Below are 24,761 nucleotides of genomic sequence, written 5' to 3'. Positions count from 1 at the left end.
CCCGAGGCGGCATGCCGCCTGTCTCCTCCAGAATCCGTTGTACCGAGGAATGGTTCCGATCAAACAACTGAGCGATCTGTTGCAGCGACTCGCCCTTGTGCCAGCGCTGCCATCCGTAGGCTTGGCGCGGCAGCGCGGAGGCATACACAAGACAATAGATAGCGCTCTATCCAATCGGCGCAGTAATTAAGGGGCAATCATGAAGCTGTTTTTGACCATCGGGGTTTCGGAGGCACCGCCGCTTTCGCACTTGCCGGGGGCGATTACAGTCGCTCGCGAAATGGGTGATTGGGCACGAAAGTCCGGATTTGTCACGGAAGTGATTACTGATGAAAATAAAACGCCCGTCACGATCGTACGTATCCGTGAAACACTGCTCGGAATGCTTTCTACCAATGACGAGGTGGAGCTTTTTATTTTGCACTTCGCCGGGCATGGGTTTCGATCTGGAGCAGAACAAAACGCCTGGCTCCCTAGCGATTGGCACAAGGAAATGCGCGCCATATCTGTGGAAGGACTGAAAAGGCAGCTCTACAGGCATGGAATAAAGAACCTGTCGATCTTCGGTGATGCCTGCCGATCGTTACCTGCGGACATCGACACTGCGGATATTTTCGGTGACCCTGTACTCCCGAGGGGGCCGTACGATGCAGTGGCTCCCATCATTGATCGCTTCAACGCGGTTGGGGATGGTCAACAAGCATACATGCTGAAAGGAGATGACGTTGCCCCGCCCAGGTGCGTTTTTTCCACTGTCTTGGTCGAAGGGCTGTGCGGCCTCAAGGATGAGGCATTTGACAAGTACAATCCGGATTGTGTGATTCCCGAGTCGCTTGCGTTGTTCTCGATGGAGCGATTAAAGGAGATTGGCGAGAAATACGATCTAAAATGTTCTCCCGATTGCGCTACAGGCATCCCCAGGGAGCATGCGATTTATTTCAAGCGCGGCGAGAATCCAATCGATCTACCCATTCCTCAATGGCCTGCGCCGCCTTCCCGATATCAAGAACGGGATAGCGCTGGCGAAGATCTGCAGGCGAGTCCCCCCGATATCGCATTCCGAGCTCTCAAGCGGCACTTCCGAGCCAGCCTATCGCTGCATTCCCTCGGTCCGTGGAGGTTCAACCTTGCTATCCGCGGCGCGGTGCCGACGAAGATATGGAGCACATCTCCAGTTGAAAAAAGCTTGATCGATGATGATGCAGCAGCCTACCGAGTACGAGGTACGGCAGATGGTGCCATCCAAATCCTCGTCGAATTTGACGATGGCGTGTTCGCGTCGGCCGTAGTATATGAGAACCTCATCACGCTGATAAGTCGAGACGAAAGGGGGGAGATAAATTGGACCTGTGTTTCTGAATGGGCTGAATTCAGGAGGGGGCTGAACACGTCTATCAACGTGATCAAGGATCTTCAGGCGGGTAATCTCTCTGCTGACCAAGTGGACGATATCGCGGCAAAACTGCGAGAAGAAAAACACATCAATCCAACCTTGGGCGTCATCGCGAGCTATTTGTACGACTACATGGGAGACATCGATAGCATACGCCGCATGGCGTTCTTTTACTGCCATTACTATCAACCCATGCCGTTCGACGTGGCATTTATGGGGCTGCTTCCGACCAAAGATATGGGACGGGACGGCATTGTGGCGGACGTGCCGCCGATTCCAGCAAGGCCGCGGTCGCCGACAAATGGTAGGTTGCCGGACTGGGTTACGAGAGCAACCGATGGAAGGTCGGGGCAGGTTGCGGGCTTATGGCCTTGGCTCCGCCAGGGATGGCAATTCATGGAGGATCCAGCGCCGCAAGAAAAAGCGGCTGCGGAAGGATTGCGTGATGTCGCCAATTTTCTGTTGCCCTCGCAATTCTCTTCATTTAGAGAACAAGGGGCGAGAATACTGATAGATAGATTTAAATTGGAGGCTAGCGGATGAACGTTCTGATGATTCATGGAATCGGTCAAGAGGCTTCGACTAGGGATGAACTCCTCAAGAAATGGAGAGAGTCCCTCCACTCCACTCAGCTAGGCTTGCTCGATGGGGCGTTGGTCGAGATGGCGTATTACGGTACGACGCTTGCCGACTGGACAAATGGCGAGGCAAAGAATGCAGTCGGTATGGGCGCTGAGTCCACGACGGTTGACGTCGGTGATGCTGGTGAATTGAAATTCCTCAGCTCCGTAATGGAGGAGATCGCCAGCGACCATGGCATCGAAGAGGCTGAGATTGAGGCCGCGATAGATGCGGCGGGAAATGATGCAGTACCGATGGACAACTTCATCGCAAGGCGCCTCGTCGGTTTACTGCGCGTGGTCGAGAAGATTTCGCCAGCCAAAGGCTCGCTCCTTCTTCGGGTCATTAGGCAGGGGCATACCTATCTTTCTTCACCCGGGGCAACAAAGGCTGTCGATGGCATCGTGCGACCATTATTGCAAAGAGGCCCTCAGGTGCTGATTACTCACTCGCTCGGAACCGTTATTGCTTTCAAGCTGCTGCGCGAGATGGAAGCGAAGGGCACTGAAGTTCAGATTCCACTTCTTATAACCATGGGATCGCCGCTGGGCCTGGACGCGTTCAAGGCGAAACTTGGAGCGCCGCGGCGAAAGGCGGCCTTTGTGGAGCAGTGGATAAACTTCTATGACCCATCTGACTTTGTCGCGCTTGGAAAGCCGTTGAACGAGGAAAATTTCGCAAGCAACATCGATAACGATGGCACCGTTGATAACAAGACGTTCAACGCCCATGGCATTGTTGGCTATCTCCCTCACAAGGGCGTCATCGACGCACTCAAACGCGTCCTATAGCAGCCATTATCGCAGCTCGAACGGTGACCTATGGGCAGCCCAAAGATAAGCAGGGCTCGTTCACTTTCTTAGGGGTGGCGCAGGCGCATGTACTTCAGCACGTGAGCTTGCAGCTCACTCCTGAAGGTATCCGAGTAGAAGAAATACACATTGTTCCCACTTGCAATGACGATGAAGGCTTTGGCCGCAAAGCCCATAGGACCGTCGTACTTCCTGATGAAGGGAATCGTGAAGCTGCCAGTTGGAAGCTTCACTTTGATCACAAAGCAAAGAAATTCCCCTGAAAGGTCGATGTCCTCGCAGTCTTCTTCAACGTGGGTTTCATGGTAGCGGGTGATGGGGGCAATGGTGAACGTCCGGTCGTTTTGGGTTGTGTGATTATCATCTTCCTCGACGTAGTGAATTTCCATGCTTCTGATTTTGAGGTCATCACCGCGATAGGTGGACTTGAGCAGGAATTTTGGTAGTTCGACCTGAAGCATGCCATCGGCGTCGACCTCTGCCTCTGCATAGACGTAAACCACGTCTGAGATCTTGTGGAACTGGCCACCGTGGTATGCCACTACCTCGTACCCGCCTCCGAACAGGTCACTAATGGTCTCGGACTCAAATTTGTTTTCGAACTCGTCAATCACGTGACCTGCGAACTGATCGAGAGCCATACAGGTGCCTTGCGCAGCGATGTCCTCCCCAGGAACATCGAATGCATGAGGAGGATACTGCTTATAGTGCTGAATGGCGTGTTGTAACCCCGATCCACCTACGTGCAGCTCGAAGTGCTCGTTGGAAATTCCTGGCGCCGCGCGGTGGTTCGTGATCTGGATTTCATCCTCGACACTGAGTGCGAGAGCGCTCAACTGAGCGTCTTTTAGTTGCTCGTCAGCGAGGAGAGCGTCCACGAAACGCTTGCCGGTCAGGTCGGGGCATTGCGCAAGGAGCGAATCAATCAACCGTGCAGCATCCTGGATGGCGGCAACGCTCCCGGCAAAAGCGACGGCGAAGTGTTCGTTGACTACCAGGATCTTTTGGCAGAGCCCGGCTACGGTGTGAGCCTTCAGGGACGTGCTGCCACCATCGGGGCTAAACGACGGAATCTGCGAAGGGCGCATCCGGGTGCTCTTGGGACCGGTGAGCAGAATGTCTGCCTGGAGGAACCCTCCTTTCTTTAAGCGATAGCCATGTGATCATGGTCATGTGTAGTACTCTGAGAGGGGTAAGCGGGATATGTTCGCGCTTAAACAGGTCTCGCTGAAATTTCGCGCTCGCCACTTGATCGCGGGGCATCACCCTCAGCACGGTGAACCATATTCGGCGAATTTATCGCATTTAAGTCCGGCGTTGACGGGCTTTGATCGGACGGCGTTGGACGGAGCCTGACGGTACTGAAGACGGTATCTATCGCTACAGATCGCTTCAAGACGCTTCATCGCGATGGTAACCTCAACCGAGGGAGTATGATCGTTCATTGCGTTCGACGAAATGCCACCAAGTGCCGGTGGCATTTTTCGGTATCACTGACGGTATCATCGTCGCGTGAACGGGCGGTCGGCCGTCTTTGCAAGGCTTCACGCTGTAGATTGACAATCGAGTGGGTTGTGCCAAGAACGCGAGCATCAGATGACCGATGCTTGCGGTGCTTTACCAGAGATGAAGGAAGGCCCTTCGAAGTCGGCCTGCAGGGGCAGGCTCCAAACCAACCACGAGCTGCGCGGGTAAAGAGTCCGCGTGGTGAGCGTCGATGGACAAGGCAGAGTTCGACTCTGTCAGGTAAGGATCGAAGACACGAACGCGAGTGAACCGCTGAAGACGTGTCGAAATTGTCCAGAAGATGTCGAAGCCGGAGAGCCCACTTGCTCCGGGACAAGATCGGGCGATGCCTGCTGACGGCCCGATCGGCATCCGGCACATAGGCGGCGTGACTTCGATTCAGGCTCGGCTTTAGTAAGGAACTTGGGAACCTGTCGTCCCGATGTGAAGGGAGAAATTCAAGTGGAAGGACTCCACAAGGATTCTGACCCTCCCACGGTCTAAAGAATCGAGGCGCAGAGATGGATGAGGCGCAAGCAACTTGCTACACAGAATCAATCGTCTATGCGCTGCAGATAGTCTCCCCAATCCTGCATCATCCTCTGTCTCTCAGGAAGAAATTCAGCCTTGTTATACGCGCGACTTACGCGATTTCTCTCGACGTGAGCCAACTGCCGTTCAATCGCCATTGGGGCGAATCCCTCTTCGTGCGCCCATGTGCTAAATGTACCTCGAGCGCCGTGTGCTCTGAACAGACGTTCCTGATTGAATCCAGCACGGACCAAGGCCGCATTGATTGTGGTAGCTGCCATAGGGCGCGATTTGTCTCGGACGTTAGGAAATAGGTAGTCGTCAGCGCCCTTAGCTTGTGTAATTTGCCGAACTTTTTTCAAGACCTCAATTGCTTGGGCGCTCAGCGGCACGATATGCGGATGTCCCATCTTCATGCGTTCGCCGGGAATGGCCCATATTGCTGATTCCAAGTTGAACTCCCTCCACGTCGCACCTCGCAACTCGACAGTACGCACCGAGGTGAGCAACAGCAGATGCATTGCCAATCGGGTGAGCGGAGTTCCCGCAACCGAGAGCGCAACCAGCAAATGCTTGAGTTCATTAGCTTGCAGTGCCCGATTGTGGCGCGTAGGCGGCAGCGTCACCACATCCGATGGTTTGAGCGCTGTGACAGGATTCGCGTCCACTCGCCCGCTAATAATCGCTCGCCTGAATATCGCATCAAGATGTTGGCGCAGACGTATTGCGATATGGGGGGCACCCTCGGCTTTGCGTTCATCTCCTGAAAGAGCTTTGCGCTTTGCAATCGACTGCAGGAGGTCATAGATATGTGCCACCTTGATGTCACGGACCGGCATGGTGCCAAGTGGCGAACTTTTCACGTAGCGTGTGAGGAAACGCGTGGCTTGACCGTGATAGTAGGCAGTCCAGTTTCCGCGGTTATCGTTCAGCCATTCCTCACAGATAGGCCAAAGCGTGTTCTTGCGATGGGCGATGGTCTCTTGCTGGAGTCGTCTTTCATGAGCCTTGGGATGGATGCCGGCCCCGACCAGCTTGGCGGCATTGCCTCGCAATTCTCGTGCTTCATGAAGCGATAGATCGGGGAAGCGCCCGAGAGTGTACGTGCAAGCCTTGCCGTCCAGTCGGTAGTCGAATTTCCACGTCTTCGTACCCGTGATCGATACGTATAAATACATCGAATCGCGGTCGGTCAGCTTATAGGGCTTGGCTTGTGGTTTCGCGTTCAGCAGGAGCGGATAGGTGAGCTTCATGGCGAGTTCCGTCACGGACAACTACCATGAATTTTACCTGCAATTTACCTGCAAAACTGACGGAAGCTGGCGGATTTCCTCGGAAGCGATCGGAGCTAACGCCAGCCACCGGATGCGCCACCGCAGTGAGTCCATATCGCCTGAACCATTCGCTGTAACCCTTTACTAGAAAGCCTCCGGAGCGTCCAACATATTGTTGGCGGGACATCTCATAGACTTCCCGAAGCGCAAACCACGGCACATGCGGCAAGTCGTGATGAACCAGATGATAGTTGTTGTTCAGAAACAGCAGCCGCCAGCACCACGCGGCTTCGTTAATGACCGTGCGATGTTCGCAAGCATGCGCCGCGCGATGTTCCTGAAACGAGCGGATCGAGCCCAGCGACAACGACCCGTACCCCGCGCCGAGGATAAACACCCATGCCGGTATTCCGCATGATCGTTGCAGCCAGAACGTGAGCGCGGCCAGCATGGCGAAATGCGCGAGCCATGCCGGCACGTCGCGCCAATCGCCGCGATTGATCTTTCGGAACGCATCCACGCCCGATGCCGCGATAGCGAATGCCGGGCCGACCAGCAGACGCCCGATAAACGTATTGCGCAACATCAGCAGCATGCGAATTGGCCGAGGCGCGCGTTGCCACATGCGGTGGCTGACGAAATAGCTTTCAGGATCGCGCTGCGGATTCGTCAGATGCGGATCGTCGTGATGCTGAAGATGCGAATCACGATAAACGCCGTAGGGAAACCACACCGCCAGCGGCGCGACGCCGAGCAGGGCGTTGACGAACGGCGAACGGGTCGGATGACCGTGCAGCAGTTCGTGCTGCAAGGACATGTACCACGTGCCGAACAAGGCGAGCAGCACCGTGGTCAGCGGCAAGCCGAAATCGCGCGCATGCGTCGCCACCCCGAACCATCCGCTGTAGATCGTGACGATCAGCGTCCACGTGGGCCATTGAGTGCGCCACGTCCAGCTTGTCGCCAGCCGGGCGAGCGCCTTGCGTTGCGTATCGTCGAGGTAAGTCGCCATGAGCCGGATCGGTCGGAGTGCATGTTTGGACCGATCCTACGGACCAATGCGCGGCAGCAGAACCATTTTGTTCGGCAATGCATCTGCCCGATCGTGCATAGGCAACCGCTTGCGCCACGCTACACGGGCTACACGGGCGCTGCAATGACGAAGCGACCGGCGCTCAGGCGCCGTCCGCCACGCGGCACGCGTGGTCGAGCAAGCCTTCCGCCGAGCCGGTGCCGTTGTCGACCTCCATGCCGCTGTTCACGACGAGCCAGCCGTCCTTGTCGGCGAATGCTCCCGCGCCCGTCACGAGGATGGTTTGCATGGCCATCGCCTCGACATTCTGATTGTCTCGCGCGACGAGGCTGAACGGATTGCCTGCTTGCATGACGGTGGTGACGCGCATGATCCGGTAGCGGTTGCCGTTGAGCGTATCCCAGCGCCATTCGCCGGGGGCGTCTTTCGCGTGACGCGCGAGCGCGGCGCTCACCTCGGCATGCATGCAATCGATATGGATATGCAGCTGGTTTTGCGTGCGGCGGTACTTCGAGTTGATTTCGAGGCCGAGTTGGTTGTCGGGCAGCGAGCGCTTGACCGACTTCTCGACATAACGCCGCGCCGCCCACGCGTCGGCCCAATAGTCGCGCGCATGCGGCGCGAACAGGAGCGGGCTTTCGATACCGGTGACGCGGTCGGTCGGAATCAGCAGATACTGCGAGCGGCCGACGATATCTTTCAGAATCGCATAGCGCTTGTCGAGATCGACGGCGGTGCATTGGCCCGGCGTGCCGGTGGCCTGTTGCGACGGCACGCAGCGCAGATCGACGATCTTCCACAACGCATTGGAGTCGACCGCGGCGAGGCGCGCGCACGCGCCGGCGGCGAGCGCGACGACGAGTGCCGCGGCCCATGCGGCCGCGCTGCGCAACAGGGGCCGCCTGGTGCGGGCGGAGGCGAGCGTATCGCTTGTCGTTGTTCTCATCGGCAGTGTCATCGGCGTCGGCGTTACAGCACCGGCGCCGGCAGCACGCCGAGCAACCGTTCGAATGCGACACCGATCGCCAGCAGCCGGCGATCCTCGCCGAGCGGCCCATCCAGTTCGAGGCCGACCGGCAAGCCGCTCGCGGTCATGCCCGCGGCGAGCGAAAGCCCGGGAATGCCGGACGTGCTGGCCGGATCGGTATTGCGCAGGAACGCGTCCATGGTGTCGATGGGGGCGGAGCCGTCGATCGAGACCGTCGACGAACCGTTCAGTTCGTCGATCGGCACCGCGGCGAGGCGGGTGGTGGGAAACAGCAGCGCGTCGAGATGCTCGTCGGCGAAAGTCGCGGCAATGTACTGCTGCAAGCGCGGACGCCACAGGTTCAGCGCCGCGTCGTAGCGTGCGCCGAGCGCGTCGTCGAGCACGGCGTCGTAGATCGCCCGCACGTCCGGGCTCGCGATGCGGGCCGCCATGTCGGCGAGCGTCCTGACCGGCGCGTCGTTGGCGATGAGCCAGGCCAGCACGTCCTCGCGCGGTTCATGAATCGCGATGGGACCGCCCACCCTCGCGTTCAGATCTTCCAGCTCGCTCATCGCAAGCGGCACCAACGCCACGCCCGCCGCTTCCAGCCGCTTCAACGCGGCGCGCGCCACGTCGTCCACCTGCCGTTCGAGCCCTTCCCAAAGCGGCGCGGGCAAGCCGATGCGCAAGCCGTTCAGCGTCAGCGCCGGCAACGCTCCGGCGCCGGTGATGACGCCGTCGAGCAGGGCGATATCGGCGACGGTGCGCGCCATCGGTCCGACCGTGTCGCGCGTGTGGCTGATCGGCACCACGGCGAGCGGATCGTGATAACGCCGCTCGGCGCCACCATTGCCGACCGACGGACGAAAGCCCACGGTGCCCGTCAGCGCGGCGGGAATGCGCGTCGAGCCACCGGTGTCGGTGCCCAGACCCGCGGGCACGATGCGCGCGGCAATCGCCGCCGCGGTGCCGCCCGACGAGCCGCCCGGAATCAGCGAGGGATCGTAGGGATTGCGCACCTGGGCCCGCATGCGGGGCGAGGTTGGTGCTCGTGATGCCGAACGCCAGCTCGTGCATATTGGACTTGCCGAGCACGATCGCGCCGGCGTCGACGAGCCGTTGCACCGACGGCGCGTTCGTCTTCGGCACGAAGCGCTCGAGTGCGGGCGTGCCCGCCGAGGTTTGCAAGCCCGCGGTATGGATGTTGTCCTTCACGACGATCGGCAAGCCGGCGAGCGGCAAGCGTGCTTTCTCCGATGCCGGCAATGCGTCGATGCGCCGCGCGGCGGCCAGCGCGCCGTCCAGATCGATCACGGTCAGCGCATTGAGGCTCGAGAGCGCCGCCGCGCGCGCGAGCAGCGTGGCGGCATAGTCGGTGGCGCTGAGGCGGCCGGACTGGATCGCGGCGACGGCTTCGGTGGCGGTGAGCGCGAGTTGTGCATCGACGGTCCATGGCATGGCCTGCGTCTCCTTAAGGTGGCGTGCCTGGTCGGCGCGAGGATTTCATGAAGCGCAGCACTAGGCGTGCGAGCGCCGGCACCAGCTTCGGACGCAGCAGTCTCGCATCGTAGCCGCTCATGCGCCGCTCGTTTTCCGCGAGGCATAGTTCGATCATCTCGCGCGCGTTCAGCGCCTCGCCGATCACGCTGCTGTTGGCCGGCAGAAAATTCGAATCGTGCACGACGCCGTTGGCGTCGATACCCTTGGCGATCGCCACGCGCTCCCAGATCAGCACGGTCCAGATCGCCAGCACGCGCAGCGCATGCCACGGCCTGCGCCACAGCGGCATGGTGCGCCGATGCCATGCGACCCAGTTGGCGAAGAACAGAATGTGGCGCGCCTCTTCCTGAATCACCGGCTCGAAGGTCTCGACGAGCGACTCCGGAAAATAGCCGGACTGCTGCGCCGAACGAAACAGCCCGAACGCGAAGAAGCTGTCGATGCACTCGCTATAGCCCGTGCGCATCCACGCCCACTCGGGGTCGCGCGGCGCCGGATAGGCCGGCTCGGGGGCGATCTCGATGCCGTAAGCGGCGATCAGTTTGGAGAGCACGCGCTTGTGGCGCGCTTCCTCTTCGCCATCCATGCGGATCGCTTCGCGCAGCAGCGGGTCGCTCACTTGGGCGGCATAGGTGTGGACGTTGATCGAGGCGCGGCCTTCGGTTTGCACCGCGATGTCCCAGATGGGCAGTGAACACAGGCGTTCGAGCGCGTTCGGCTCGAGCGCTGGCCATTCGAGTACGGCTGGTTTATAGGGGTTGTGGGTTTCAAGCAGCATGCGGCAAAACATCTGCTTGTGCGCTTCTGAACCGAACTTCACGCGGGCGGCGCCGGTGAATGTCCAATGGCGCAGGGTGCGGTCGTCGGCAACATCTTCTATCAGTGTGTCGGACATGGCGGCGTACAGAGAGAGCGAGCTCGATGTGTCGCCTATTCTGGCACAACCGCTTGAAACAGGATGCCGGAGTGACGCAATGCGGGCCGCTGCTTGCCGCTGCTTGCCGCCGCATGCTTGGTGGTCGCTCGCCCGATTGCGCCAGGTTGCGCTTGCCGCGCCACGGTGTGCGGATCGCCGCCGCTATCGGCGGTCGCCGACGCTACTGGTGGTTATCGATCCACATGCGTCCCCAGCGGAATGCGTAGGCGAGCGCGTGTTCCTCGTCGAAGAAATAATCGAGCGCGTCAAACGAGTAGGCCTGGCCGTGGCTCGCGGTGGTTTTCTCGATGGTCAGGTTGGCGGCGAACAGGCCATTGGGCAGTTGTTGCGCAGCCGGTGCGACTTCGTAGCCCTTGTAGCGGATATGTGCGTTCATGATCGTGGCGGTGAATGTGCACGCATGCGATGCCCGGATGCCGGCGCATGCGACACCGTTGCGTGGCGTCGGGCGGCCGCTGAATCAGCGGACAGGGTCAAGCGTAGGCCGTGGCGCGCAGCGGGTGAACCAATGTTTCGTCGTAAGCAAATCAGCGAGGTTCTGGACACTATCCGGCGTTGCGCGGGCACGGTCTGTTGTGTGGCGCACTGTTCTGGTGAGCGGGGTGTGGCGTGGAACCGGTGGTTGTGGAAGAACGAGGGCGGCAACGGTCTGCGGGTGGGCTCGAAGCGGGCGAGCGGTTGACGGAAGAACGGAGAGCGGAGAACGGAGAACGGAGAGCGGAGAACGGAGAACGGAGAGCGGAGAGCGGAGAGCGGAGAACGGTGAACGGAGAGCGGAGAACGGTGAACGGAGAACGGTGAACGGTGAACGGAGAACGGTGAACGGTGAACGGAGAACGGAGAACGGGCGAAACAACGAAAGCGGCCAGGCAAACGCCCAGCCCTATTGCCGAGTCGCAAGCGCGCAGGCCCACCGCGCCGCGACGCCATGCAAAAAAGACACTAAACCGCGTGCAGCAGCCGAGCCGGTTGCGCCTCCTTGATCGACGCGCCGCCAACCGCCGCCACGCTCGGCGTGCGATGCCCGTTGAACGCCAGCGCGAATTGCGCGGCCTGCTGTCCGACCGTGGCGAGCTGATCGACGACCTTCGCATCGGAACAGGTATCGACCGTGTCGAACCGCGTCTCCAGCGTGTTGATGCCGGCGCCGAACGGCGTCGGCCAGCCGCGCAATGCGTGGACGATCGAGCGTAGCGACGTCAGCACCGAGCCGGCGGCCTGCCAGCCATACGCGGTGACGATGCAGCCGACCGCGCGGCCATCGAGGTACGGACGCTCGTCGGCGCGCAGTTCTTCCAGTGTGTCGAGCGCATTCTTGACGAGACCGGATACGCCGCCGTGATAGCCGGGTGTGGCGATGATCAGCGCATCCGCGTGGCGCACGGCTTCGATCAGTTCGAGCTGTTCGGCGGTGCGTTGCGGGTTTTCCGGCGCGTAGTGAGGCAGGCTATGCAGGAACGTGCCGCCGAACAGACGGGTGTCAGCGCCGGCGGCCTCGGCGCCACGCAACGCGAAGCCGAGCGCGCGCTCGGTGGACGAGGCGGCGCGCGTGGTGCCGCCGATGCCGACGACGAGCGGCTGGCGCTGATGATTGAAACTGGTCAACGAAAACGCTCCTTCGGTAGCGGCTCACGGTACGCTGGCGCGGGCTTGCGCGCAGACGGGCCGGGGCGAACCGGACTTTGAAGTGTCATGTTAATGATCGCGGGCAGCCGAACGAAGCGACTTTTTGTTCTAACGATATAACCGCGCGGCTTACGACACGCTCACGGCCCTGCCGCGAGCGCCGGAAGGCAGGCGCGACGCGCGCTGCAATGCACTTCCATCGAGACCGAATAAGCATAGGGAGAACGATTGTTTGGGCGCGCGACGACGCGCGGCTATGATCGGATCGTCTCCTCCATGACATCTCCTTGACATGGGATTGGGCCTCGCTGCGTCAGTGGCGAGGCCTTTTTTTGCCCTGGGATGTTGCGCGGCCCGAACGCCGGCCGCTTCACGATAAGGCTGTCTTTCGCATGCTACGATGCTCCGCGAAGCGATTCCAGGCGAGGTCGAGCAAGCGATGACAACCCTATATGACACGCTCGGCGTGCCCATGCACGCCACCCACGAAGAGATCAAGCGCGCCTATCGCAAGGCCGCGATGAAGTGGCATCCCGATCGCAACAGCGGCGCGGAAGAAGTGGCGCGCGCCGCCTTCCAGGACATCAAGGACGCGTACGCGATCCTCTCCGATGCCGCGCAGCGCAAGGTCTACGACGCGGTCTATGCCGAGCAGATGCGCGGCTGGGAAGCGCAGCGCGCACGCCGGCAGGAGGCGCAAGCGAAACGCGAGGCGGCGGCGCGCGCGGCCGACGAAGCGGCGTATGCGGAAATGGTCTCGCTCGCCATGCGTTTCGCCGACGAAGGCCACAATCGCGACGTGCTATTCGGCGTGCTGCTGGGGCGTCGCTGCGAGGCGCGGCGAGCCGCGCAGATCGCGGACAGCGTGGCGGCCTTGCAGGCAGCGCGGCGCGAGGCCGCAAAGGCGGACCTCGCCGCCGAGGCTGAGCGGGCCGAGGGTGTCGAAGAGGTTCAGGCCGAAACCGAGGCTGCGGCCACTCCGGTGAAAAAGGACGCTGCAACGACTCATGAAGCGGCAAGCCACCGCGCCGATCAAGGCAAACGCGAAGAACCCGCCAGCGACGCACACCCGGCCGGCGCATTGGGCAGCCTCTGGTTCCAGTTCCTGAATGGCTTGCGGTTTTGATGAGGCCATGCACGGCTCATTCACTGGCCGTCAGGCGATAGAAATAGACCGAATTGATATGGAAGGCGGGCTTCGGCGTTCGAATCCGGGACTCTAGAATTAATAAAATGTCCTGGGAGACGAACCGCCATGTTCACTTTCATCGTTGTGGTCGCGCTCGCGGCGTTCATTCCCTACGTGGCGGCGCCCGGCATCGCCAATGGCGTCAAGGCGATCAATCAACAGCCGGCGGCCATGTTGTTCGAGCCCTTGCCGGCAGCCGCGGCAGACGCCGCCGCCGATGCCGCCAACCGCACCGTATCAGGCGGAACCGATACCGACGCTTCCGTCTGAAGAGAAGCCCCTTGGTGATCTTTGTTGACCTTTGGTGACGCGCGAGTGATCGCGCGCGCTGAGACTTGCCTTTTGCACAGCTAGTCGAAACCCTGGTAAAAATCCCGTGGCGTCAAAAATCGAGACATCGTAGTGTCACGAGGGCGCAAGACTCGGTCGGTACAGTGGCGCGCAGGAACACCAAAACACTAAAAACACGAAAAGACCAAGGGTACGGGGTAAGCGTGACCAAAAAATATAAGGTGCTGTTTCTCTGTCGCGAGAATTCAGCGCGCAGCATCATTGCCGAAGCTTTGCTGCGCGAACTGGCGGGACATCGATTCGATGCGTTCAGCGCGGGGCCCGAGCCGGCCGCGGCGGTTCATCCGTTCGCGCTCGCGCAATTGCGTCCCGGCATTTCTGAGCTCGGCGCGCTCAGCCCGAAAAGCTGGCTGGAGTTCACCGGCGAATGGGCGCCGCGGATGGACCTCGTCATCGCCATGGACGAGCGCGTCGCCGGACATCATGCGCCTCTTTTCCCCGGCGAACCCGAGCTTTTGAACTGGGCCCTTGCTGATCCGCTGGTGGACGGCGTATCGGACGCGCAGCGACTCCGCCTGTTCGAAAAGATGTTCTGGCAGATCGTGCGCCGAGTGAGCGCATTCATTGCATTGCCGCAGTACGCCGCACCGATGCGGGAAGCAGCCTCACGCATCGAGGCGCCGGCGCGCGACAGCGGCATTTTGCTGGCGCAATGACAACCCCGGCCACCCGGCGGCTTAGCCGTTATTCGAACGCGCGAGCGGGCTGCCCGCGAAGGGGTCGTTTTGCCAGTCCACCCTTTTCTTCGATTGCGGTGGGGGCGACGGCTTGGCCGACATTTCGAAGTGGTCGATTGATTGACCCGCGCTGATTGCCTGTTTGAGCCATTGGGGCATTTCACCCTGGCCGTCCCAGCTATCTCCCGTGGCGCTCCGGTAGCGTTCGGCCTTTTGCGCTGCCGGCTCGGCGGCCAGCACGGCAGCAAGGTCTTCCGGTTCGATACCAAACTCTTCCATGCGGTGGCGGAGATACGCAATCATGCTATCTCGCTTCCTTTCGTCCATAAGATATTCGTCCTTCTAAAGCGTCCGGCGTTCTGTCAATTACAGATTGCAAGGGAAAGCCGCGAAAGCGTGGAACCCATCTGAATGGGGCCGGCTCGCGGGTAGGTGATTGATCGAAGGAAATGCCACTGGCAGCGTTAAAAAACCATCGTTCAAAAGAAATCGCATAAGGCTAATGCCCGCTCGTGCCGCCATGAATCTGGCTATGCCAATCAGTGAATGGATGGACAAGCGCACCGGTTCCGCCGCGCGGCAATCACGCTGGATGAGCCTCACGGCGCAATTGGGAAAACGATGCTGACGATGCACTGATTAACGAACGGCCGGCTTGATCTCCGCGCCCCGTCTCCCGGCGGGTTTGGCGCGAACGCCGATTTTTTTCATTATGCCAGCATCATAACGCACTGTTGAAGCAATGCACGCCGGCCGCGCGGTTTTTGTTTTCGCGTGCGGCCTATCGCACCAAATAGATGCCGACAGGGGCCGGGACCGCCGGGATTGAATTCCTTGCTGGCCGATCTATAACGAAATTGCGGAGCAAAATTCCGCGTTGCCGGCCTGAGTGTCCGATTCCGACTATCTGCAAGCGTTCGACATCGGTTACAGGTGTGGCAACTAATCACTCGTTTAGTTCGGTGACTCGCCGCAGCAGTCACGTATCAGGTTGATTCGCCCGCCGGCTCGATCGGGCCACGAGGCGCTTTTTCACAGACCGATTCTTTGTGGAGGACGGGAACTGCTGCGCCGGATTGCAGGGAGTCTGGACATGAAACTAGCTCTATTGATGGCATTGGCAAGCGCCGTTCTCTTTCTCGCGCCGACAGCGGCCGGTGCGGCCCAGGGCGAGCAGGGCGCCGGTACGTCGGGCCAGACGCTGATGAAGGACGCGAACGAATCGGCGCAAGCCACGACCGATGTGCCGCTTGGCGGCACCGGGCAGAACGCGACGCCCGCCGCGGGAACGGTGGGATATGGCGGCGTGGCCACGGGCCGTTCGGAAGCCGGCGGCGGACAGAGCCGCCCGTGTGGTTCCGGCTCGCAATGCAGGATCTATTTCGGTCGCTAAAACGTCAGCAGGCAGCAAGGCGCGGGATGAGCAAGTCTCGCGCCTTGCCTTCGAATAACCCCACCCCCGACTGCGATTTTCCGGCGTCGTCAGCGGGCGAATTAATACGATGTTATGGTGTGTTCCGTTCTCGTTTTCATCCGCTGATTTTCCGAATCGCAATCACAGGCAGGCCATTAAGAGCCTGCTTTTTTAATCGTGGTTACGGTGCGTGAATCGATTAGTCAGGTGAAGCCGCTCTAATTCCACCCGTTGTTGAATAACTCGCAAACAATCCTATGTTGATGGAAGACAACCTGTCGGCGAGCAGCGCCTCGTCCGACGATGGGGCCGCGTCGTCCCTGCGTTCGTGGCTCGCGGTCGTGGCCGTTGCAATCGGCGCGTTCGCGTTCGTCACCACGGAGTTTCTGCCGGTCGGACTCTTGCCGCGCATCGCGGCGGAACTGGGTGTATTGCCCGGCACCGCTGGCTTGATGGTCACCGTGCCCGGTGTGATCGCCGCAATCTCCGCGCCCGGTCTGATGCTGGTGGCGGGACGCATGGATCGCCGGCAAGTCTTTCTGTTACTCACCGCGTTACTGCTGGCGTCGAATCTGATTTCGGCCTTTGCGCCGAGCTTTGTTGTCATGCTGATCGGCCGCGCATTGCTCGGCGCCGCGTTGGGCGGTTTCTGGACGCTCGCCACGGCCGCGTCGGCCCGCCTCGTGCGGCCGAAAGACTCGGCGAAAGCCATGGCCACGATCCTCACCGGCGTAACCTGCGCCACCGTCATCGGCGTGCCGCTCGGCACGTTCATTGCCAGCTTCGCGTCATGGCGCGCCTCGTTCATGGCGACCGGCGTGCTCGTGGCCATTGCGCTGGTGGCGCAGTTCGTCTTCGTGCCTTCGTTGCCGTCGAGCGCGGCATTGCGCCTGCGCGATCTGGTGGGGCTATTGCGCCGGCCGCATCCGCGTAAAAGCATGCTGATGGTGGCGCTCGTGTTCGGCGCGCATTTTTCCTCATACACGTACATCACGCCGTTCCTGTTGCGCAATGCCAATCTGACGATGCCGACCATCACCTGGCTGTTGCTCGGCTTCGGCATGATTGGATTCATCTCGAACTTCGCCGTGTCGTCGACGGTCACGCGCAACCTGAAAATTTCGCTGGGCGTGATGATCGCGCTGCTGATGTTCGCGCTGGTCTCGCTGCCGCTGCTGCAGCATTCGCCGCTCGGCGTCGTGGCGCTCGTGCTCGCGTGGGGCATTGCCTTCGGCGCGCTGCCGCTGTGCTTCAGCATCTGGATTCAACGCGCCACGCCGGATTCGCCGGAAGCGGGCTCGGCGCTGTTCGTCAGCATCATTCAGGTCGCTATCGCGCTGGGGTCGCTGGTGGGCGGCATGGTGGTCGATCATGTGGGCATTGCCGTCGACTTCCTGTTCGGCAGCGGCCTCGCATTGCTGGGGCTGGCCGCGCTGGCCAGTTTCGGCAGAAGCGCGCGAAAGGCGGCTGCGGGGACGATCGCATGTCCGGCGTGTCCCGACGGTCAGTCGTGAACCGCGCGTTGCGCGGAACATCGCATGGCAGGCGCGGTCAACATGAACAGGACAATCTGTCCGGCCATGCCAGGAAGAATGATGAACCCGCAACGCATTCACGGCATTGAACACGAGATTGAACGAGGCATCGGGCGGCTCGCGCGCGTGGCGCTCCTTACCGCGTTCACGCTGGCGTCGGTTCCCGCACTGGCTGCCGGCTTCGACTGCAACGAGGCGCGTCTGCCTGACGAAAAAGCGATATGCGCGTCCCGGCAACTGAGCGAACTGGACGTCGAAATGACCGTCCGCTACGAAACCTTGACGGGTCTCGTTGCCATGGGCGCGCGCGGCAACATGCAGGACGAGCAGCAGGCATGGCTGAATGTGCGCAAGAAATGCGGGGCGAACGAGGCATGTCTTGTCGCGGCGTATCGGCACCGCATTCAAATGCTCAAGGATGAATACGCTCACCTCGCCAGCCGCGGACCGTTCTAAAGAACTGCCCCCGAACGCGCCCGCCCTATACATTGATTATCCAAACCGTTGCGACCTCGCTTGCCGAAAAGGCATGAGGGCCGCACGTCGATAGTGGCGCTGCCCACGTCACCCGATTCGCTTTTGTTATCACCCTTTCAAATACTCGAATTGTTATCGCATCGCCGCGCTCGTATATTGGCTGAACGGTAAGCAGCCGGCAGACCTACAACAACGCAAAGGCACGCCGCCCGGCGTGCCACAGGAGCACAGCGATGAATCGAATCGATCTGGAGGGGCGCGTCGTCGCCATTACCGGCGGCGCGCGCGGCATCGGCTACGCGGTGGCGCAACGGGCGCTGAACTCAGGGGCGTCGGTCGCCCTCTGGGACATCGACGCCGAACGTCTCGCGCGCAGCCAGCGCGAGTTGAGCGAACTGGGCAAGGTCACCGCCATCACCGTCGAACTCACTCAGGAAACGAGCGTCGCGCAGGCGGTGACGCAAACCGTCGCCGGGCACGGCGCGATCGACGTGCTGATCAATTGCGCGGGCATCACGGGCGGCAACGGCGCCACATGGGAACTGGAGCCCGACGTGTGGCGCCGCGTGATCGACGTGAATCTGATCGGCCCGTATCTCACCTGCCGCGCGGTCGTGCCGCACATGCTCCAGCGGGGCTATGGCCGGATCGTGAATATCGCCTCGGTGGCCGGCAAGGAAGGCAACCCGAACGCGTCGCACTACAGCGCCTCCAAGGCGGGGCTGATCGGCCTGACCAAATCGCTCGGCAAGGAACTCGCGACGAAGAACATCCTCGTCAACGCGGTCACGCCCGCCGCGGCCAAAACCGAAATTTTCGAGTCGATGTCGCAGCAGCATATCGACTACATGCTCTCGAAGATCCCGATGAACCGTTTTCTGTTGCCGGAAGAAGCAGCCTCGCTGATTCTTTGGCTGGCATCGGAAGACTGCGCGTTCAGCACCGGCTCGGTGTTCGATCTGTCGGGCGGCCGGGCCACTTACTGAGCCACGCTCATCGCCTGCGAGCCTCATTGCAGCAGCGCATATAAAGGCCCAAAACCGCTGGCCGCGTCCCAGCGAAGGAGACGACATGAACCCGCATGCGCCCGTTTCACTGGAGGCGATCAACAGCAAGGTCATGCGCCGGCTGTTGCCGTTTCTGTTGCTGATGTACGTTCTCGCGTTTCTCGATCGCGCCAATATCGGTTTCGCGCAGAAGGCGTTGCAGCACGATACGGGTTTGTCGAACGCGGCGTTCGCATTCGGCGCGGGGGTGTTTTTCGTCGGCTATGCGCTGTTCGAGGTGCCGAGCAATCTTCTGCTGCACCGGGTCGGCGCGCGAGCGTGGATGTGCCGGATCATGGTGACGTGGGGGCTCGTGTCGGCGGCGATGTGTCTCGCGCATACGCCCACCGCGTTCTATACGCTGCGCTTTCTGCTCGGCGTGGCCGAAGCGGGTTTCTTTCCCGGCGTGATCTATTACCTGACGCACTGGTTTCCGCAAGCGGCGCGTGCTCGCGCTGTCGGCCTCTTTTATTTCGGTGCGCCGCTCGCGTTCATTTTCGGCAGTCCGTTGTCGGGTTCGTTGCTCGAATTGCACGGCGCCCTGGGCCTGACCGGCTGGCAGTGGCTCTTTCTGGTCGAAGGCGTATTGGCCTCGCTGGTCGGCGTGTGGGCGTTCTGGTATCTCGACAACCGCCCGGAAGACGCGCGTTGGCTCGACGCACGGGAACGCACGAGTTTGCGCAACGCGCTCGACGAAGATGCGCGCGCCGCGTCGGCTCATGGTCCGCATCGCATTCTCGCCGCGCTGGTGGACCGCCGCGTGTTATTGCTGTCCGCGATCTATCTGCTGATCCAGATGAGCGTGTACGGCGTGATCTTCTATCTGCCGCAACAGGTGGCCGCGTTGCTCGGCACGACGGTCGGTTTGCGGGTCGGCGTCGTCGCCGCATTGCCGTGGCTGTGCGCGCTCGCCGTCACCTGGTACGTGCCGCGCCGCGCGGATCGCACGGGCGGTCATCGGCGCTGGGCAGTCGCGCTGCTGATCGTCGCGGGGCTCGGCATCGGCGTGTCGGGGCTCGCGCCTAACCCGTCGATCGGACTCATCGCGCTGTGCTGCGCGGCAAGCGGTTTCATCGCGGCGCAACCGCTGTTCTGGACGTTCCCCACGCGCTATCTCACCGGCGCCGCGGCGGCAGGCGGCATCGCGTTGATCAATTCGCTCGGCAGCCTCGGCGGTTTCATCGCACCGAGCTTGCGTACCGCGGCCGAAAGGGCGTTTGCGTCGACCTCGGCGGGACTCGTCGTGCTGGGCGTGTCGAGTCTGCTGGCCGCGCTGCTGATCGGCACGCTGCTGCGCCGCGACGGCGCACCGGCGAGCGGCGCTTTCCAACACTTACTGCACCGCGCCCGCTAGGCGTATTTCGGGTTGCACGTTCGACGCATCAATCACGGAGCCCCTTTCATGGCCATGCCCACTATCCGGCACGTGCGTGCCTTCATCGTCCGCGGCGGCGGTGCGGACTATCACGACCAACCCGGCGGACACTGGATCGACGATCACATTGCCACGCCAATGGCGCGTTACCGCGAGTATCGCCAGAGCCGCCAGTCGTTCGGCATCAATGTGCTCGGCACGCTCGTCGTGGAGATCGAGGCGAGCGACGGCACGGTCGGCTTCGCGGTGACGACGGGCGGCGAGATCGGCGCGTTCATCGTCGAGAAGCATCTCGCGCGTTTTCTCGAAGGGCAACTCGTTACCGACATCGAGAAGATGTGGGATCAGATGTACTTCTCCACGTTGTACTACGGCCGCAAGGGCGTGGTGCTGAATACGATCTCGGGCGTGGACCTCGCGCTGTGGGATCTGCTCGCGAAGGTGCGCAAGGAGCCGGTGTATCAACTGCTGGGCGGACCGGTGCGCGACGAACTCGTGTTCTATGCGACCGGCGCGCGGCCCGATCTTGCGAAGGAGATGGGCTTCATCGGCGGCAAGCTGCCGTTGCAGCATGGTCCCGCTGAAGGCGAAGCAGGGTTCAGGCAGAACATCGAGAAGCTGGCGGAGATGCGCAGCCGCGTCGGCGACGACTTCTGGCTGATGATCGACTGCTGGATGAGCCTCGACGTGCCGTATGCGACGCGTCTCGCGCAAGCGGCGCACGAATACGGCCTGAAGTGGATCGAGGAATGCCTGCCGCCCGACGACTACTGGGGTTACGCCGAACTGCGCCGCAAGGTGCCGCGCGGCATGATGGTGTCCACCGGCGAACACGAGGCGACGCGCTGGGGTTTTCGCATGCTGCTGGAAATGCAATGCTGCGATCTGATTCAGCCCGACGTGGGCTGGTGCGGCGGCATCACCGAGTTGATCAAGATTTCCGCGCTGGCCGATGCGCATAATGTGATGGTGGTGCCGCACGGTTCGTCGGTGTATAGCTATCATTTCGTCGTCACGCGGCACAACTCGCCGTTCGCCGAGTTTCTGATGATGGCGCCGAAAGCCGATCAGGTCGTGCCGATGTTCACGCCGCTGCTGCTCGACGAACCGGTGCCCGTGAATGGACGAATGAAGGTGCCGGACACGCCGGGCTTCGGCGTGAGACTCAATCCCGAATGCAAGCTGGTGCGGCCGTACCCGCGTTGAACGCGGCGCGGCGCACTCGCGCACCATGGATCCAGGCAAAGGAGAGTGACGTGCTGCTCAAGGACAAGGTCGTGATCGTCACCGGCGGCTCGCGGGGCATCGGCCGCGCGATCGCCGTCGCGTGCGCGGCGGAAGGCGCGGACGTGGCGATCAACTACTGGGGCGATAACGACGCATCGTATGGGCGCCGTTCCGCCGTCGCGGAAGTGGTCGGCGAAATCGAGGCGCTGGGGCGGCGCGCGATTGCGATCGAAGGCAACGTGGCCGCGCGCGAAACCGGTCAGCAGCTCGTGCGCCATACGGTCGAAGCGTTCGGCAAGGTGGACGTGCTCGCGAGCAACGCCGGTATTTGTCCGTTTCACGCCTTTCTCGACATGCCGCCGGAAGTGTTGGAGTCGACGGTGGCGGTGAATCTGAACGGCGCGTTCTACGTCACGCAAGCGGCCGCCCAGCAGATGAAGGCGCAGGGCACGGGCGGCGCGATCGTGGCGACGAGTTCGATCAGCGCGCTAGTCGGCGGCGGCATGCAGACGCATTACACGCCCACCAAGGCGGGCGTGCATTCGCTGATGCAATCGTGCGCGGTCGCGTTGGGGCCCTTCGGCATTCGCTGCAATTCGGTGATGCCGGGCACCATCGCTACCGACCTGAACGCGGAAGATCTTGCCGACGAAGCGAAAAAAGCCTACTTCGAAAAGCGCATTCCGCTCGGCCGCCTGGGCCGCCCGGAAGACGTCGCCGATTGCGTGGTGTTTCTCGCCTCCGACCGCGCGCGCTATGTGACGGGCGCGGCCTTGCTGGTGGACGGCGGCCTGTTCGTCAACCTGCAATGACGTTGAAATCACGCTGCAATAACGCTGAAATAACGCGCGACGCCGAATTCAATGAGTCGTAGCCGGCGCGCTGGCGGGGTCCGCCGCGGACGGCGCGGAATCGTCGCGTGCGAGCTTGCGCGAGAAGCCGCGCAACAGGTCGATGAAACGCAGCGCCGGTTCGGCGAGGGGTTCTTCCTTGCGCGTGAGAATGCCGAAGCCGGAGAGGCTCTTGCCGATTTCGAGCGGCAATGCGACCAGCAATTTGCCGCGCACATGATCGCGCACGACCGACTCCGGCAGCATCGCCACCGCATCGTAGTTTTCAAGCAATTGCAGCGTCGCGAAGATCGACGCGCATTCGGTCAGGTTCACCGGCGTCGCGAGTCCCGCGCGCGCGAGTTCTTCTTCGAACAACACGCGCGCCGGGCTCGTAACCGGTTGCGCGACCCACGGCCAGTCGATCAGTTCGCGCAGCGTGACGCGCGTGCGCTGCGCGAGCGGATGCACCGAACGCACGACGAGCAGCAAGGTTTCGCGCGCGAGCGGCTCGAAACTGAAATCGTTGTGTTGCAGCGGACTGGTCAGCCGTCCGAGCGCGAGGTCGACCTCGCGGCGATGCAGCAATTGCACGACCTGGTCGCTGGTTTCGCCGAGAATGCGCACGTTGAGCAAGGGGCTTTCGGTTTTCAGCGCGGCAACCGCCATCGCGAGCAGATCGGGCGCGGCGCCCATGATCGCCCCGACGGTCAACTGTCCATGGCCGCCGCGGCGCTTCACGTCGAGGTCTTCGGCGAAACGGGTCAACTCGGCGAGCGCGCGCCGCGCGTAGGCCAACGTGACCACACCGAGCGGCGTGGGCGTCATGCCGCGCGCGTTGCGCTCGAACAGCAGGAAGCCGAACGCTTCCTCGATGTCGCCGAGCATGCGGCTCGCGCTGGGCTGCGCGACGTTGACCGCTTCGGCGGCTTGATGGAGATTGCGGGCGTCGTCGAGCGCGACGAGCAGGGCGAGGTGCTTGAACTTGAGCCGATTGACGAGGGCGACGGTGGCTGCGTGTTGGCTCATGGTTCCGGTGCGATTCGGTTTGTGGATCGCCCAATCCCAACAACGGATTGAGATGCTATCGACGCAGGAATTATAGTCGCATCGGGTGCTTGCACGTTTCGGCGGGAAGATGCCCGCCTTCGAGGGAAGACAGGCATGGAAACAATCGCTTTCCGTATGGTGCTCAACCCCGGCATGCGCGAGGAATACGAACGACGTCACGCGCAAATCTGGCCCGAACTGGTTGACGCATTGCACAACGCCGGCGTGCGCGAGTACCGGATTTTCTTCGACGCGGAGTCGAATCATCTCTTCGCCATTCTCACGCGCACCACGAATCACGCGATGCACGAGTTGCCGCAACTCGACGTGATGCGCAAATGGTGGGAGTACATGGCCGACATCATGCAGGCCGCGCCGGACCATACACCGCTTCAACAGCCGCTCGAACCGGTCTTTCGTTTGAGTTCAATGAATTGACGTTGCTGACTTGCCAACGCAAGGCCAACAACACGGCGGAGAGTGTCGCATGCAGGTTGTCGATTCGCATATCCATCTGTGGGATCTGAAGACGCATCGCTATCCGTGGCTGGAAAACCCCGGCGTGTCGTTCGTCGGCGACGCGCGCGCGTTGAAGCACGACTATCTGCTCGACGACCTGCTCGGCGAGGCGGGCGATATCGAGGTGCTGAAACTGGTGCACGTCGAGGCGAATCACGATCCCGCCGATCCGGTCGAGGAGACCCGCTGGTTGCAGTCCATCGCGGATCGCAAGGAATCGCGCGGCATGCCGAATGCGATCGTGGCCGCCGTGGATCTCTCGGCGGCGAACGCGCCCGCCGTGCTCGAAGCGCACGCGTCGTTCGCCAACACGCGAGGCATACGGCAGATACTGAACGTGCACGAGAACAGGCTGTTCGACTACGTCGGTCGTCATTTCATGCGCGAGCCGCAATGGCGCGAGCACTTCGCCTTGCTGCGCCGATACGGCATGTCGTTCGACCTGCAACTCTATCCGTCGCAGATGGAAGAAGCCGCCGCGCTGGCGCGCGCGCACGGCGACACGCTGTTCATCGTCAATCATGCGGGCATGTTCGTGGATCGCGGCAGCGTGGCCGGTTATCGCGCGTGGCGCGACGGCATGCGCCTGCTGGCCGGCTGTCGGAACATCGCGGTGAAAATCAGCGGGCTTGCGATGTTCGATCATCGATGGACTGTCGAAAGCCTGCGGCCTTACGTGCTTGAAACGATCGACACGTTCGGCGTCGAGCGCGCGATGTTCGCGTCGAACTTCCCCGTCGATCGCCTGTTCGGCTCTTACACGGATTTATGGCACGCCTATGCGGCGATCGTCGAGGGTGCGAGCGTCGCCGAGAAAGAAGCGCTGTTTCGCCGTAATGCGGAGCGCTTCTACCGCATCTGAGGCCGCACG

The 24,761-nt window shown here is 61.5% G+C and carries 23 protein-coding genes and 2 pseudogenes; 14 read left to right on the top strand and 11 right to left on the bottom strand.

Going from position 1 to position 24,761, the window contains the following annotated elements; genetic code table 11:
* Positions 1-4: 4 nt before the first annotated feature.
* A pseudogene (locus tag ACOCG7_RS08895) lies at positions 5-160 on the bottom strand (helix-turn-helix domain-containing protein); the annotation flags it as partial.
* A 39-nt stretch (positions 161-199) separates the two neighbouring features.
* Here ACOCG7_RS08895 and ACOCG7_RS08890 point away from each other — a divergent pair.
* Positions 200-1,936 carry a caspase family protein gene (locus ACOCG7_RS08890; protein WP_347143503.1) on the top strand — a complete coding sequence of 579 codons (1,737 nt, stop codon included), beginning with the start codon at positions 200-202 and terminating at the stop codon, positions 1,934-1,936.
* The gene (locus tag ACOCG7_RS08885) at positions 1,933-2,805 is read left to right on the top strand and encodes a hypothetical protein (protein WP_347143502.1); all 873 of its coding nucleotides are present in this window, start codon (positions 1,933-1,935) and stop codon (positions 2,803-2,805) included. The genes ACOCG7_RS08890 and ACOCG7_RS08885 overlap by 4 nt, the downstream gene beginning before the upstream one ends.
* A 68-nt stretch (positions 2,806-2,873) precedes the next feature.
* Here the strand turns inward: ACOCG7_RS08885 and ACOCG7_RS08880 are convergent, their stop codons facing one another.
* From ACOCG7_RS08880 to ACOCG7_RS08845, 8 genes and pseudogenes are all read right to left on the bottom strand, one after another.
* Positions 2,874-3,914 carry a hypothetical protein gene (locus tag ACOCG7_RS08880; RefSeq protein WP_347143501.1) on the bottom strand — a complete coding sequence of 347 codons (1,041 nt, stop codon included), beginning with the start codon at positions 3,912-3,914 and terminating at the stop codon, positions 2,874-2,876.
* 972 nt (positions 3,915-4,886) lie between these two features.
* Positions 4,887-6,116, bottom strand: a complete 1,230-nt coding sequence (locus ACOCG7_RS08875) for a tyrosine-type recombinase/integrase (RefSeq protein WP_347143500.1) — start codon at positions 6,114-6,116, stop codon at positions 4,887-4,889.
* Positions 6,061-7,149, bottom strand: a complete 1,089-nt coding sequence (locus ACOCG7_RS08870) for a fatty acid desaturase (protein ID WP_421375164.1) — start codon at positions 7,147-7,149, stop codon at positions 6,061-6,063. Before ACOCG7_RS08870 ends, ACOCG7_RS08875 begins: the two co-directional genes overlap by 56 nt.
* Positions 7,150-7,312: 163 nt before the next feature.
* A complete protein-coding gene (locus ACOCG7_RS08865; protein ID WP_347143498.1) occupies positions 7,313-8,116 on the bottom strand; it encodes a CDP-diacylglycerol diphosphatase in 804 nt (267 codons plus the stop codon).
* 23 nt (positions 8,117-8,139) lie between these two features.
* Positions 8,140-9,595 (bottom strand): annotated as a pseudogene (iaaH, locus tag ACOCG7_RS08860) (indoleacetamide hydrolase).
* A gap of 13 nt (positions 9,596-9,608) precedes the next feature.
* Positions 9,609-10,532: a ferritin-like domain-containing protein gene (locus ACOCG7_RS08855; RefSeq protein WP_347143497.1), complete on the bottom strand. Its 924-nt coding sequence runs from the start codon at positions 10,530-10,532 to the stop codon at positions 9,609-9,611.
* A gap of 202 nt (positions 10,533-10,734) precedes the next feature.
* Entirely contained in the window at positions 10,735-10,950 is a 216-nt protein-coding gene (locus ACOCG7_RS08850) for a transcriptional regulator (protein WP_073432095.1), read from the bottom strand.
* Positions 10,951-11,516: 566 nt separating this feature from the next.
* A complete protein-coding gene (locus ACOCG7_RS08845; RefSeq protein ID WP_347143496.1) occupies positions 11,517-12,179 on the bottom strand; it encodes an NAD(P)H-dependent oxidoreductase in 663 nt (220 codons plus the stop codon).
* Positions 12,180-12,639: 460 nt separating this feature from the next.
* Here ACOCG7_RS08845 and ACOCG7_RS08840 point away from each other — a divergent pair, with 460 nt between their 5' ends.
* The 3 genes from ACOCG7_RS08840 (at position 12,640) to ACOCG7_RS08830 (ending at position 14,396) form a co-directional block, all read left to right on the top strand.
* Complete coding sequence (locus ACOCG7_RS08840) at positions 12,640-13,326, top strand: J domain-containing protein (RefSeq protein ID WP_073432127.1); 687 nt, start codon at positions 12,640-12,642, stop codon at positions 13,324-13,326.
* 129 nt (positions 13,327-13,455) lie between these two features.
* Positions 13,456-13,659, top strand: coding sequence for a hypothetical protein (locus ACOCG7_RS08835; RefSeq protein ID WP_073432097.1), 204 nt, complete (start codon positions 13,456-13,458; stop codon positions 13,657-13,659).
* A gap of 224 nt (positions 13,660-13,883) precedes the next feature.
* Positions 13,884-14,396 (top strand): low molecular weight phosphatase family protein, encoded by a 513-nt coding sequence (locus ACOCG7_RS08830; RefSeq protein WP_073432098.1) that lies wholly within the window; start codon positions 13,884-13,886, stop codon positions 14,394-14,396.
* A 21-nt stretch (positions 14,397-14,417) separates the two neighbouring features.
* On the opposite strand, the gene ACOCG7_RS08825 is transcribed toward ACOCG7_RS08830, so the two are convergent.
* On the bottom strand, positions 14,418-14,744 hold the full coding sequence (locus ACOCG7_RS08825; protein WP_073432099.1) for an H-NS histone family protein: 327 nt from the start codon (positions 14,742-14,744) through the stop codon (positions 14,418-14,420).
* A gap of 766 nt (positions 14,745-15,510) precedes the next feature.
* Here ACOCG7_RS08825 and ACOCG7_RS08820 point away from each other — a divergent pair.
* The 7 genes from ACOCG7_RS08820 to ACOCG7_RS08790 all read left to right on the top strand — a co-directional run bounded on the left by ACOCG7_RS08820 (position 15,511) and on the right by ACOCG7_RS08790 (position 22,303).
* Positions 15,511-15,810: a hypothetical protein gene (locus tag ACOCG7_RS08820; protein WP_347143495.1), complete on the top strand. Its 300-nt coding sequence runs from the start codon at positions 15,511-15,513 to the stop codon at positions 15,808-15,810.
* Positions 15,811-16,088: 278 nt separating this feature from the next.
* Complete coding sequence (locus ACOCG7_RS08815; protein WP_073432101.1) at positions 16,089-17,345, top strand: MFS transporter; 1,257 nt, start codon at positions 16,089-16,091, stop codon at positions 17,343-17,345.
* Between the two features lie 42 nt (positions 17,346-17,387).
* Positions 17,388-17,822, top strand: coding sequence for a lysozyme inhibitor LprI family protein (locus tag ACOCG7_RS08810; RefSeq protein WP_235004991.1), 435 nt, complete (start codon positions 17,388-17,390; stop codon positions 17,820-17,822).
* A 254-nt stretch (positions 17,823-18,076) separates the two neighbouring features.
* Entirely contained in the window at positions 18,077-18,829 is a 753-nt protein-coding gene (locus tag ACOCG7_RS08805) for an SDR family NAD(P)-dependent oxidoreductase (RefSeq protein ID WP_073432102.1), read from the top strand.
* A gap of 85 nt (positions 18,830-18,914) precedes the next feature.
* The gene (locus ACOCG7_RS08800; protein ID WP_073432103.1) at positions 18,915-20,243 is read left to right on the top strand and encodes an MFS transporter; all 1,329 of its coding nucleotides are present in this window, start codon (positions 18,915-18,917) and stop codon (positions 20,241-20,243) included.
* Between the two features lie 48 nt (positions 20,244-20,291).
* Positions 20,292-21,470 (top strand): L-rhamnonate dehydratase, encoded by a 1,179-nt coding sequence (rhmD, locus tag ACOCG7_RS08795; RefSeq protein WP_347143494.1) that lies wholly within the window; start codon positions 20,292-20,294, stop codon positions 21,468-21,470.
* A 50-nt stretch (positions 21,471-21,520) separates the two neighbouring features.
* Entirely contained in the window at positions 21,521-22,303 is a 783-nt protein-coding gene (locus ACOCG7_RS08790) for an SDR family NAD(P)-dependent oxidoreductase (RefSeq protein WP_073432105.1), read from the top strand.
* A 48-nt stretch (positions 22,304-22,351) separates the two neighbouring features.
* Here ACOCG7_RS08790 and ACOCG7_RS08785 read toward each other — a convergent pair whose 3' ends face one another.
* Positions 22,352-23,350 carry a LysR family transcriptional regulator gene (locus ACOCG7_RS08785; RefSeq protein WP_073432106.1) on the bottom strand — a complete coding sequence of 333 codons (999 nt, stop codon included), beginning with the start codon at positions 23,348-23,350 and terminating at the stop codon, positions 22,352-22,354.
* A 135-nt stretch (positions 23,351-23,485) separates the two neighbouring features.
* On the opposite strand from ACOCG7_RS08785, the gene rhaM reads away from it, so the two are divergent.
* Positions 23,486-23,809: an L-rhamnose mutarotase gene (gene rhaM / locus ACOCG7_RS08780; RefSeq protein WP_073432107.1), complete on the top strand. Its 324-nt coding sequence runs from the start codon at positions 23,486-23,488 to the stop codon at positions 23,807-23,809.
* A 49-nt stretch (positions 23,810-23,858) separates the two neighbouring features.
* Positions 23,859-24,752, top strand: coding sequence for an amidohydrolase family protein (locus ACOCG7_RS08775; RefSeq protein ID WP_073432108.1), 894 nt, complete (start codon positions 23,859-23,861; stop codon positions 24,750-24,752).
* Positions 24,753-24,761: the final 9 nt, after the last annotated feature.

Origin of the sequence: Paraburkholderia sp. DD10 (assembly GCF_049177125.1) — a bacterium.
Taxonomy (GTDB): domain Bacteria; phylum Pseudomonadota; class Gammaproteobacteria; order Burkholderiales; family Burkholderiaceae; genus Paraburkholderia; species Paraburkholderia terricola.
The sequence above is the reverse complement of the archived record's forward strand: the minus strand, read 5'-3'. Positions and strand labels throughout refer to the sequence as shown.

Bases quoted from the DNA above. Each gene is read 5' to 3' on its own strand.
- rhmD (WP_347143494.1), top strand. From the start codon at position 20,292: ATGGCCATGCCCACTATCCGGCACGTGCGTGCCTTCATCGTCCGCGGC.
- ACOCG7_RS08875 (WP_347143500.1), bottom strand. From the start codon at position 6,116: ATGAAGCTCACCTATCCGCTCCTGCTGAACGCGAAACCACAAGCCAAG.
- ACOCG7_RS08785 (WP_073432106.1), bottom strand. From the start codon at position 23,350: ATGAGCCAACACGCAGCCACCGTCGCCCTCGTCAATCGGCTCAAGTTC.
- ACOCG7_RS08805 (WP_073432102.1), top strand. From the start codon at position 18,077: ATGAATCGAATCGATCTGGAGGGGCGCGTCGTCGCCATTACCGGCGGC.
- rhaM (WP_073432107.1), top strand. From the start codon at position 23,486: ATGGAAACAATCGCTTTCCGTATGGTGCTCAACCCCGGCATGCGCGAG.
- ACOCG7_RS08835 (WP_073432097.1), top strand. From the start codon at position 13,456: ATGTTCACTTTCATCGTTGTGGTCGCGCTCGCGGCGTTCATTCCCTAC.
- ACOCG7_RS08870 (WP_421375164.1), bottom strand. From the start codon at position 7,149: ATGGCGACTTACCTCGACGATACGCAACGCAAGGCGCTCGCCCGGCTG.
- ACOCG7_RS08850 (WP_073432095.1), bottom strand. From the start codon at position 10,950: ATGAACGCACATATCCGCTACAAGGGCTACGAAGTCGCACCGGCTGCG.
- ACOCG7_RS08855 (WP_347143497.1), bottom strand. From the start codon at position 10,532: ATGTCCGACACACTGATAGAAGATGTTGCCGACGACCGCACCCTGCGC.
- ACOCG7_RS08810 (WP_235004991.1), top strand. From the start codon at position 17,388: ATGAACAGGACAATCTGTCCGGCCATGCCAGGAAGAATGATGAACCCG.
- ACOCG7_RS08820 (WP_347143495.1), top strand. From the start codon at position 15,511: ATGAAACTAGCTCTATTGATGGCATTGGCAAGCGCCGTTCTCTTTCTC.
- ACOCG7_RS08880 (WP_347143501.1), bottom strand. From the start codon at position 3,914: ATGCGCCCTTCGCAGATTCCGTCGTTTAGCCCCGATGGTGGCAGCACG.
- ACOCG7_RS08825 (WP_073432099.1), bottom strand. From the start codon at position 14,744: ATGGACGAAAGGAAGCGAGATAGCATGATTGCGTATCTCCGCCACCGC.
- ACOCG7_RS08840 (WP_073432127.1), top strand. From the start codon at position 12,640: ATGACAACCCTATATGACACGCTCGGCGTGCCCATGCACGCCACCCAC.
- ACOCG7_RS08775 (WP_073432108.1), top strand. From the start codon at position 23,859: ATGCAGGTTGTCGATTCGCATATCCATCTGTGGGATCTGAAGACGCAT.
- ACOCG7_RS08885 (WP_347143502.1), top strand. From the start codon at position 1,933: ATGAACGTTCTGATGATTCATGGAATCGGTCAAGAGGCTTCGACTAGG.
- ACOCG7_RS08890 (WP_347143503.1), top strand. From the start codon at position 200: ATGAAGCTGTTTTTGACCATCGGGGTTTCGGAGGCACCGCCGCTTTCG.
- ACOCG7_RS08800 (WP_073432103.1), top strand. From the start codon at position 18,915: ATGAACCCGCATGCGCCCGTTTCACTGGAGGCGATCAACAGCAAGGTC.
- ACOCG7_RS08865 (WP_347143498.1), bottom strand. From the start codon at position 8,116: ATGAGAACAACGACAAGCGATACGCTCGCCTCCGCCCGCACCAGGCGG.
- ACOCG7_RS08815 (WP_073432101.1), top strand. From the start codon at position 16,089: ATGTTGATGGAAGACAACCTGTCGGCGAGCAGCGCCTCGTCCGACGAT.